This window comes from Marinobacter pelagius, assembly GCF_003315345.1.
GTDB classification, from domain to species: Bacteria; Pseudomonadota; Gammaproteobacteria; order Pseudomonadales; family Oleiphilaceae; genus Marinobacter; species Marinobacter pelagius_A.
In genome coordinates, this window is record NZ_QNRO01000002.1 from 378,590 (window position 1) to 387,809 (window position 9,220).

Sequence of the window (9,220 nt, forward strand, 5' to 3'; positions counted from 1 at the left end):
GAACATTCCGTGACCATGTTCAGAAAAACTGAACAAGGCATCGGAAAACTTCCGGTTTCATGGTCATCCAGCTGGCAGTAACCTTCCGTATATACTTAAACAACGGGAGGTTACCGATGGCGAAAGTTCTTGTCCTTTACCATTCCATGTACGGTCACATTGAAAGCATGGCCGAAACCGTGGCCGAGGGTGCGCGCAGTGTCGAAGGCGCGGACGTGGTGATCAAACGGGTGCCGGAAACCATGCCGGAGCAGGCATTCCAGAATGCCGGCGGCAAGGCGGACCAGGATGCACCGGTCGCCGACCCGCAGGAACTGGCCAACTACGACGCCATCATCTTCGGCACGCCTACCCGCTTCGGCAATATGTCCGGTCAGATGCGCAATTTCCTGGACCAGACCGGCGGTCTTTGGGCCGAAGGCAAACTGCACGGCAAGGTGGCAAGTGTATTCGCATCCACCGGCACCGGCGGCGGCCAGGAACAGACCATTACCTCCTTCTGGACCACCCTGGCGCACCACGGCATGGTCATCGTGCCACTGGGCTATGGCATTCCAGAGTTTTTCGACATTTCGGAGACCAACGGTGGCACCCCTTATGGCGCGACCACCATCGCCGGCGGGGACGGTTCACGTCAGCCGAGTGAAAAGGAAATCGCCATTGCCCGTTTCCAGGGCAAGCATGTGGCTGAACTGGCAGTGAAGCTTCACGGTTAATCGATATTGCTCTGCAAAGCGTTGAGCGGTTTTGGGCAGTCAGGATTCCTGGCTGCCCTTTTTTGTGCCCGGATCAGCGAACGGCCCGGTCAGCGGCACCGGTTTTCAGGCGCGAGAAAGTCGCCGGTACCACTCCCAGCCAGGACGCCAGTTGATTGTCCGGCACTCTTCGAACCAGCTCCGGATATTCCTCCAGCAATAACCTGTAGCGCTCGCTGGCCGGCATGGTGTGCTTCCGGAATTCCCTCATGCTGGTCAGCTCCGCCAATTCCTCGGTCAGTGCCAGGGCAAAACGGGGCCAGAGACCATCGCCATGGGACTGGATGGCAGACCGGAACGCGGCAAAATCCGCGACCCAGAGGGTGGCCGGGGTGCTGGAGGTCAGGCACAGGGTGTTTCGCACCGTCCGGCTGCGGCCAAACACCGGCCATACCAGGTCGCCCTCGGAGAAGAAGTGGTGTACAGAGATTTTGCCGTTGGGCGCTTCCCGGAACAGCCTCAGGATGCCGTACTGGATGAGATAAACATTCGCCCAGGGGGAATCGTGTTTTTCCAGGTTCGTCTCGCCGTCTATCCGGCGCTGATGAAACAGGCGGGTCAGATCGCCGAGGAATCGGGCTTCCGGGCTGTGCTGGTCGTTGCCCAGACGAATACCGAACACCCGGCTGAGGCCGTTAAGCAGAGCGACTTCAGCGGGAGCGCTGTCCTGCTGAATGATGTCAGGGTTGTTTTCGCCCAGCATGCAGGGGGCGGAGGAGACGTCTGGCCTGAAGATGCTGTTCATGGTTCTGACCCCGATTGGACTATGGGTAAATTATGGTATCAGAAAAGCATCTTTTGAAATGACTTAAATCATTAAGGCTTTTTCACTGAGTCGATTTAGGTTGGTAGCTTTTGGCTGCGGAGAGGCCCGCCAAGACGGGGTCAGATGAAAGCTTTCATCTGACCCCAACTTCAAGCCCGGAGCCCCATGCTCTGAGCGGATACTGCCAAAACGGGGTCTGATGAAGACTTTCATCTGACCCCATTTTCATTCCTGCGGGCCCTCAGTGGCTGGTCCCTTCCTCGTAGTTGATCTTGTTCCAGACGTTGTACTTGCCGGAAGGCTTGTTCATCGGAATGCGCTTTTCCTCCTCCAGGGTGTCGGCGTCGTAGACGATGACCGCGCCGTCCTTGTCCCATACACTCAGCAGCAGCTTCTTGCCATCGCGGTCGAATTCCACGTGGGCAGCGACCTTGCCCGGAGCAGGCTGCAGGGTTTTGACGATCTCCAGGGTCTTTTTGTCGATGACGTGGACCTTGTCCTTGTTGGGGCCGAAGAACACATCCACCCAGGCATAGGGGGAGTTTTCGTGGCTGCGCATGAAGAAACCGGGGCCCTGGGTTTCCAGGGTCTTGATCACTTCCCAGTTGTCCATGTCGATGATGGACACCGCACCAGTGCGGAAGTGGGGTGTGGCCATCACGCGTCGGCCCTTGTATTCCCAGGTGATGCCGGAGCCCAGGTGGGGCATGCCGGGAAGCGGCAGTTTGGCGATGGTGTTACCGGTGTCGAGGTTGATCACATAGCCGCGTTTGCCGTCGCGGGCGGCGCCGATGACGTGTTCGTATCCGGGGTCGAAGAAGAAATCGTCCAGCAGTGTGTCGATCTGCATCCGGCGAACGTTGACCTTGGCGTCGGTCACGCTGATTTCCCAGGCTTCGGGAATGTCCTTGAGCGCGGCGATGAAGCTGTCCCGCGGTGGGGCGGCATAGACGGCACTGACCCGGGAGCTGTCACCGGTGCCGTTTTCCACCGGAATGACATCCATGAGTCCCAGGTTGGTGGCGTCGAACAGCACCAGGGTGTGGGGCAGGTAGTTGGCGGCCATGACATAGTTGCCATCGGCGGAGACGGCAATGTTGCGCATGTTGATGCCCGCGCGGACTTCCGCCACCACTTTCAGGTTGTACAGATCGTATTTGGTGATCCAGCCGTCCCGGGAGCCAAAGTAGACGTAGCGGCCATCCGGACTGTACTTGGGGCCGCCATGCAGGGCGTAGCGGCTCGCGAAGCGATGAATGGGCTCCATGGTGTCACCATCAAGTACGGTGACGTGGTGGTCGCCGATTTCCACCACCAGGAACAGGTTCATCATGTCGGCTTCGAACACCGGCTCATCGGGAAGGCTGCCTTTCGGGTGGGGTAACAGGTGGCTGCTGAGGATTTCCTGTTCGCCCCAGACCGGCGTGACTTCCGGAGGCTGGTAGATAAAGTTGGCCAATGCCGTGACCGATTCCTGGCTCAGGGTATCGCCAAAGGCGGGCATCTGGGTGGCAGGTCGGCCGGCGGCGATGACGCTCTCGGCCTCGGCCTGGCGTAGCCGGGAGAGGTTTTCCGGCAACAGGGCCGGGCCCATGCCGCCGAGCCGGTCGGTGCCGTGGCAACTGGCGCAGTGTTGCTGGTAGATGGCTTCGGTTTGCGCGCCGGTCTCTGCCTTCAGGGCCGGGGCAGCAAGCAGGCTGGCACCCAGCAGCAGGGCGGATTTCAGGGTCTGGCTGATTGGTAGTCTGTGTTGCGTCACCGGGGATGGCTCCATGTTCCGGGTTGTCGGGTGCTGCTCAGGCCGGGCGGGTCAGGGCGCTGTCCCACCCCGCCTGGGCTGGCCGGGCCAGTTTGTCGGCCAGTTTGACCACATCGCCGACGATAATCAGTGTCGGTGGCTGGAAGTCTTCCCGGCGGATGGTGTCTTCAAGGTCCTCAAGGGTGGTCACTGTCATGTGCTGCAGGGGCGTGGTCCCGCGCTCCACCAGGGCTGCCGGGCAGTCGGCCGCAAGGCCATGGGCAGTCAGTTCCCGGACAATGGTCGGGGCGTTGTGCAGACCCATGTAGAACACGCGGGTCTGGCCCGGAGCGGCGAGTACGGCCCAGTTCAGCTCAAGAGAGTGGTCGGCTTTGCGATGGCCGGTAACGAACGTCACGCTCTGGGCATAGTCCCGGTGGGTGAGGGGGATGCCGCAATAGGAGGCGCAGCCGGCGGCGGATGTGATGCCAGGGACGACCTGGAAATCGATGTCGTTATCCACCAGCACCTCCGCCTCTTCGCCGCCACGGCCGAAGATGTACGGGTCGCCGCCCTTGAGCCTGACCACTCTGCGTTTGCCGGTGGCCAGTTTGACCAGCAATTCGTTGGTCTCCTCCTGGGGCACGTAATGGCAGCCGCTGGCTTTGCCCACGTGGATGCGGTCGGCACCTGGGTTGACCAGTTCCATGATCTGGGGCGACACCAGGCGGTCATAGACAATGGCGTCCGCCTGCTGAATCAGCATCAGGGCCCGAAGGGTCAGCAGGCCGGGATCGCCGGGGCCGGCGCCGACAATGGCGACTTCACCGGGGCGCAGCGGCTGCTCCGCGAGCTGGAATTCCACCAGGCATTTCTTCCTTGGATTGGGGGTCATGGCGCCACTCCTCACAGGTTGTGTACCGGAATTTCTGTCACCGGGGCGGCCACACGTCGGGGCGCATCCACCACACCGATTTCCTCGTTGGTCAGGTAACAGCCGGGGTCTTCTTCCCAGAAGTCACCGGAGATGTTGTAGGCCCGCACCCGGGTGTTGCCGTTGCAGATGCCAAGGTATTTGCACCCGGCGCATCGACCCTTGACCGGTCTCGGGTGTTGGCGGAAACCCTGCATCAGGGGATCCCGGGCATCGGACCAGATTGTCGAGAACGGGGTTTGCCGGACATTGCCCAGGTTGTAGTCCCACCAGAACGTATCCGGGTGCACGACGCCCAGGTTGTCGATGTTGGAAATGTTGACGCCGGAGGAATTGCCACCCCAGTTGGTCAGGCGCTGCGTCAGGGCCGGTACCTGGTCGGGGTAGTGTTCCTTGGCCCATTCGATCAGGAAGGGGCCATCGGCGTCATTGTTGCCGGTGACGTATTCCCGCTCGATACCACGCTTGAGCTCGTCGTGGCAGTGGTTGAACAGCAGGTTCATGGCGTCTCGGGTCATGTCGTACCAGGCGTCGCGTTTGCGGTTGCGACCGCCCCGGCCGGAGTAGTTCAGGTGCGACAGGTAGAACTTGTCGATGTGGTGCTCGTCCAGCATGTCGAGCATGGCCGGCAGTTCCGGGTAGTTGTCCTGGGTCAGGGTAAAGCGCAGGCCCACCTTGATACCTGCCTGCTTGCACAGGGCCACGGCGTGCATGGATTCCCGGAACGCGCCTTTTTTCTGGCGGAAGGTGTCGTGAGTTTGCTCCAGGCCATCGATGCTGATGCCGACGTAGTCGTAGCCCACCCCGGCAATCTTGCCGATGTTGTCTTCGGTGATCAGGGTGCCGTTGGTGGACAGGCCGACGTAGAAACCCATGGCCTTGGCCCGGTGGGAGATCTCGAAGATGTCCGGGCGCATCAGCGGTTCTCCGCCGGAGAGGATCAGTACCGGCACGCCGAAGGCCTTGAGGTCGTCCATGGTGGCGTAGACTTCCTCGGTGCTCAGCTCGCCCTTGAAGTCGATGTCCGCCGAGATGGAATAGCAGTGTTTGCAGGTGAGATTGCAGCGGCGGATCAGGTTCCAGATCACCACCGGGCCGGAGGGCTTCGGAACCGGACGCACCGGGGTCGGCTGCATCAGGCTCTTGATGTAGCGGGTCATTCGGAACATGGGGCATCTCCCTGCTTTTTCAGTCGTAAGCCGGTTTTCTTGAGAATCGCCGAGCTGTACAGGATGGTGTGGCCGGAACAGGTCTCTGCCAGCAGGTCTCTGATCTGACTTGCCTTGTCTTCCACTTCCTGCCGGCTGGTACCGTGGACCATGGCAAACAGGTTGTAGGCCCACCACGGCAGGTGTCTCGGGCGGCGGTAGCAGTGGCTGACAAAGGGCAGTTCGCCGACGCGCTGACCCATTTCCGGGACGGCTTCGTCATGGATGTCCCAGACGGTCATGCCGTTGAAGCGGTAGCCGAGTTTGTAGTGATCGGGCACTGCGGCCACCCGCCGTAACACGCCGGCATCCTGCATGCGCTGGAACCGCGCCAGAACGTCCTCCGCCGGGATGCCCAGTTGCTCGCCCAGGGTGGCCCAGGGATTGGTGGTCAATGGCAGGCCCGCCTGGGTGGCCAGGATCAGTTGCCGGTCGGTGGCGCAGAGCTGGTAACTGGTGACGGCGGTCTGCTCAGACGGGAAAGTGGAGACGGACATGGAACTCCTCCTCCTTGGGCATGTTGTAGACCGGGTATCCCGTGCGCGCCTCGATCTGTTCGATCACCTCGGCGATACCTTCACCGGTCTCGGTCGCCAGAACGAACCACATGTTCAGTTCATGTTCCCGGCGATAGTTATGAGCCACTTCATCAAAGGCGTTGACCTGGCTGGCGACCCGGTCGAAGTCCGGTTCGGCAACGCGCATCGCCGCGAGCGTCAGGCCACCACCCATTTCGCCGGCATTGAACATCGGGCCGAAGCGGGTAAAGACACGCTCGTCGAGCAGTCTTTCGAGAGTGTCGAGCAGAGCCTGTTCGCTGATTCCGAGCTCTTCTGCCACCGCCAGGTAAGGACGGGCAACCAGGGGCAGGCCGTGCTGGAGCCGGTTGATCACGTCTTTCTCCAGATCGGTGAATGCCGGGAGCTGCGCCTCCCGGCGCGGGCGCTCAATCATGGCTGACATAACGGCCTCCCCGTTGGCGGTAGGCTTTGGTGCTGAACAGCACCGCGTGGGGAAAATCCTGAAGGTGCTTGTCGGCGATGAGACTGTCGATCTGGGACAACACCCGGTTGCGATCGACGCCATGAATCATGCAGAACAGGTTGTAGGGCCAGTCCGGCAACCGGCGAGGGCGTTGATAGCACAGGGTTACGAAGGGTGCTCCGGCGATAGCCTCACCAACGGACGTGACCCAGCGGTCCGGCACGTTCCAGACCACCATGGCGTTGGCGGTGTAGCCCAGGGTGCGGTGTTTCACCACCAGGCCGAGCCTTTTGATCAGGCCCTGGTCCTGCCACTGGTCCACGGCGGTCATGACTTCCTGTTCGGTCAGGCCGGTTTGCTCGGCAAGGGTCTGCCAGGGCCGGGCGGTCAGGGGTAGCCCATGCTCCAGCCGCTGTCGAAGCCGTAACAGCCCCCAGGCGCTGATCGGCCCCTGGCCGGCCACTTCCGGTACCACCCCCAGGTAATCAATGGAGGTGTTCACGGTAACGCCTCCCAGTCGATGTCGAAGCCCAGATCGATGTGGTAACCCTCGACCATGGGGAGTCTTAGCATCGGCAGGCGCAGCTGGTGTTCCAGTTCGTCGAGCCGCTCATCAAGGGTGTCTTCATCCGGTGCGGTCATGACGAACCAGAGGTTGTAGGTGTGTTCCCGGGCGTAGTTGTGATTGACCCCCGGAGCACGATTGATACGGGCAGCCACCAGGTCCATCTGTTCCTCCGGTGCGGCCACCGCGGCAAGCATGCTGGCGCCTGCCCGCCGGTGTTCGAAGACCGGTCCGACCCGGCTGACGACCTGATCGGACTGGAGTGCCTGCAAACGATCGATAACCTCACCCTCGGAGATGCCCAGTTGTCGGGACATCTCCAGGTATGGGCGTTCACACACCGGGAGATCCCGCTGGTACAGGTTGATCAGTTGCTTGTCAGTACTATCCAGTCTCATTGGTCTGTCCTCCGGGCCGGAAACGGGTCAGTACACGTCGTGCTGGGTGTTGTAGACGTTGAACTTGCCGGTGGGGGTCACCAGCCGTTCGTCCTTGATCACCTTCTTCAGCTCGCGTGTGTTGTCATCGACAACCACCAGGGCAGAGGTCTGCTCCTTGCCGTTCCACACGGAGAACCAGACTTCGTTACCGGCCACGTTGTACTCCGGTTGAACCACGCGCTTGGGCCCTTCGCCCAGGTCGGCCCACTCGGCAATCGGCAGTACCTCGTAGCCGGCTTCCAGATTGTTGATGTCATAAACCGCAACACTCTGGCTGACGGCCTCGGCCGGATTCAGAGCCGTGTCCACATACAGGTTGTCGGACTTCGGATGGGTCTTGATGAACAGCGAACCGCCACCCTGGCCGTTGAGCGTACGGACCACTTTCCAGGCCTTGTCGGGATGACCCTCGGGGTCTGTGCCGATCAGCTGGATGGTCGGATCGCCAAGATGGCTGGTTGCCCAGACCGGACCGTGCTCCGGGTCTACGAAGTTGGCGCCACGGCCGGGATGGGGGATCTTGCCCACTTCCACCAGAGCCTCAAGTTCACGCTCTTTGGAATCGACCACCGCGATCTTGTTGGACTGGTTGGCGGCAGTCATGAAGTACCGCATGCTGCTGTCCCAGCCACCGTCATGCAGGAACCGGGCGGCATCGATGGTGGCAACGCTCAGGTTGTCCAGGTCCTGATAGTTCACCAGCTTGATCTTGCCGGTTTCCTTGACGTTGACGATGAACTCCGGATGTTCGTGGGAGGCCACGATGGCGGCAACCCGTGGTTCCGGATGGTATTCCTGGGTATCCACGGTCATGCCCCGGGTGGAGACGATTTTCTTGGGCTCCAGGGTCTGGCCATCCATGATCACGAACTGTGGTGGCCAGTAAGTGCCGGCAACGGCGTACTTGTCCTCGTAGCCCTTGTATTTGGAGGTTTCCACCGAGCGGGCTTCAAGACCGACCTTGATCTTGGCCACGGTGTCGGGATGCTCCATCCACAGGTCCACCATGTTGATCAGGGCGTCCCGTCCGATGACGAAGAGGTAACGGCCGGAGGCAGACATGCGCGAGATGTGCACCGCGTACCCGGTATCAATCACCTCGACGATTTCCTTCGAGTCACCATCGATCAGGGCAATCTGGCCGGCGTCCCTGAGCGTCACGCTGAACAGGTTTTTCAGGTTCAGGTCGTTCATCTGCTCCTTGGGGCGGTCCTCGGGTGGGATCAGTACTTCCCAGGTAGCTTTCATGTCGGCCAGGCTGAACTCCGGTGGCTCCGGTGGTTCGTGCATCAGGTATTTGGCCATCAGCTCGATTTCATCTTCGGTAAGGTCGCCGGACGTACCCCAGTTGGGCATGCCTGCCGGGGAGCCATAGGTGATGAAGGCTTTCAGATAGTCGAGGCCCCGTTCCTGGGTGATATCCGGGGTCAGGGGTTTGCCGGTGGCACCCTTGCGCAGAACGCCGTGACAGCCGGCGCAGCGCTGGAAGAAGATCTTCTTGGCTTTCTCGAATTCTGCTTCGGACAGATCCGGCGCGCCGGGACTGCGCACGACCTTGGCGGATTCCGGAGCAATGGTGCTGGGCGTGCCCTCGTAGGCCGTGGATGCAGGGTCATCGGGGTGTTTGGTGGCGTCAGTGGCAGCCAGGGCGCCAAACGACGCAACGGCCACCGCCAGAGCCAGGGGTTTGAAGATTATGCGCGATACTCTCATCAGGTTCTCTCCTTGGATTTAAGGGTATACGGATTTAATGGTTGATGGGGCACCTTCACCCCATCAATCTGATACCACCCTCAGATGGTTGATAGATCGACTCCGTAGTTGAGTTCC

At 60.8% G+C, this 9,220-nt stretch carries 10 protein-coding genes; 1 reads left to right on the forward strand and 9 read right to left on the reverse strand.

Annotated elements, in window-relative coordinates:
- Window positions 1-116 precede the first annotated feature (116 nt).
- Window positions 117-716: an NAD(P)H:quinone oxidoreductase gene (gene wrbA, locus DET50_RS03910; protein WP_113861557.1), complete on the forward strand. Its 600-nt coding sequence runs from the start codon at window positions 117-119 to the stop codon at window positions 714-716.
- 73 nt (window positions 717-789) lie between these two features.
- On the opposite strand, the gene DET50_RS03915 is transcribed toward wrbA, so the two are convergent.
- The 9 genes from DET50_RS03915 to DET50_RS03955 form a co-directional block, all read right to left on the reverse strand.
- Window positions 790-1,500, reverse strand: a complete 711-nt coding sequence (locus DET50_RS03915; protein ID WP_113861558.1) for a Crp/Fnr family transcriptional regulator — start codon at window positions 1,498-1,500, stop codon at window positions 790-792.
- 262 nt (window positions 1,501-1,762) lie between these two features.
- The gene (locus DET50_RS03920; RefSeq protein ID WP_258546035.1) at window positions 1,763-3,280 is read right to left on the reverse strand and encodes a nitrite reductase; all 1,518 of its coding nucleotides are present in this window, start codon (window positions 3,278-3,280) and stop codon (window positions 1,763-1,765) included.
- A gap of 37 nt (window positions 3,281-3,317) precedes the next feature.
- A complete protein-coding gene (gene cobA, locus DET50_RS03925; protein WP_113861560.1) occupies window positions 3,318-4,154 on the reverse strand; it encodes a uroporphyrinogen-III C-methyltransferase in 837 nt (278 codons plus the stop codon).
- An 11-nt stretch (window positions 4,155-4,165) separates the two neighbouring features.
- Window positions 4,166-5,362, reverse strand: a complete 1,197-nt coding sequence (gene nirJ / locus DET50_RS03930; RefSeq protein WP_113861561.1) for a heme d1 biosynthesis radical SAM protein NirJ — start codon at window positions 5,360-5,362, stop codon at window positions 4,166-4,168.
- The gene (gene ahbB, locus DET50_RS03935) at window positions 5,350-5,898 is read right to left on the reverse strand and encodes a siroheme decarboxylase subunit beta (protein WP_181799921.1); all 549 of its coding nucleotides are present in this window, start codon (window positions 5,896-5,898) and stop codon (window positions 5,350-5,352) included. The genes nirJ and ahbB (DET50_RS03935) overlap by 13 nt, the downstream gene beginning before the upstream one ends.
- Window positions 5,873-6,364 (reverse strand): Lrp/AsnC family transcriptional regulator, encoded by a 492-nt coding sequence (locus tag DET50_RS03940; protein ID WP_113861562.1) that lies wholly within the window; start codon window positions 6,362-6,364, stop codon window positions 5,873-5,875. Before DET50_RS03940 ends, ahbB (DET50_RS03935) begins: the two co-directional genes overlap by 26 nt.
- On the reverse strand, window positions 6,348-6,830 hold the full coding sequence (ahbB, locus tag DET50_RS03945) for a siroheme decarboxylase subunit beta (RefSeq protein ID WP_181799924.1): 483 nt from the start codon (window positions 6,828-6,830) through the stop codon (window positions 6,348-6,350). Before ahbB (DET50_RS03945) ends, DET50_RS03940 begins: the two co-directional genes overlap by 17 nt.
- Window positions 6,831-6,883: 53 nt before the next feature.
- A complete protein-coding gene (locus DET50_RS03950; protein ID WP_113861563.1) occupies window positions 6,884-7,348 on the reverse strand; it encodes an AsnC family transcriptional regulator in 465 nt (154 codons plus the stop codon).
- A gap of 27 nt (window positions 7,349-7,375) precedes the next feature.
- Window positions 7,376-9,103, reverse strand: a complete 1,728-nt coding sequence (locus DET50_RS03955; protein WP_113861564.1) for a nitrite reductase — start codon at window positions 9,101-9,103, stop codon at window positions 7,376-7,378.
- Window positions 9,104-9,220: the final 117 nt, after the last annotated feature.

Coding starts and splice junctions, on each gene's coding strand:
- wrbA (WP_113861557.1), top strand. CDS start 117: ATGGCGAAAGTTCTTGTCCTTTACCATTCCATGTACGGTCACATTGAA.
- DET50_RS03915 (WP_113861558.1), bottom strand. CDS start 1,500: ATGAACAGCATCTTCAGGCCAGACGTCTCCTCCGCCCCCTGCATGCTG.
- cobA (WP_113861560.1), bottom strand. CDS start 4,154: ATGACCCCCAATCCAAGGAAGAAATGCCTGGTGGAATTCCAGCTCGCG.
- nirJ (WP_113861561.1), bottom strand. CDS start 5,362: ATGTTCCGAATGACCCGCTACATCAAGAGCCTGATGCAGCCGACCCCG.
- ahbB (WP_181799921.1), bottom strand. CDS start 5,898: ATGTCCGTCTCCACTTTCCCGTCTGAGCAGACCGCCGTCACCAGTTAC.
- DET50_RS03940 (WP_113861562.1), bottom strand. CDS start 6,364: ATGTCAGCCATGATTGAGCGCCCGCGCCGGGAGGCGCAGCTCCCGGCA.
- DET50_RS03950 (WP_113861563.1), bottom strand. CDS start 7,348: ATGAGACTGGATAGTACTGACAAGCAACTGATCAACCTGTACCAGCGG.
- DET50_RS03955 (WP_113861564.1), bottom strand. CDS start 9,103: ATGAGAGTATCGCGCATAATCTTCAAACCCCTGGCTCTGGCGGTGGCC.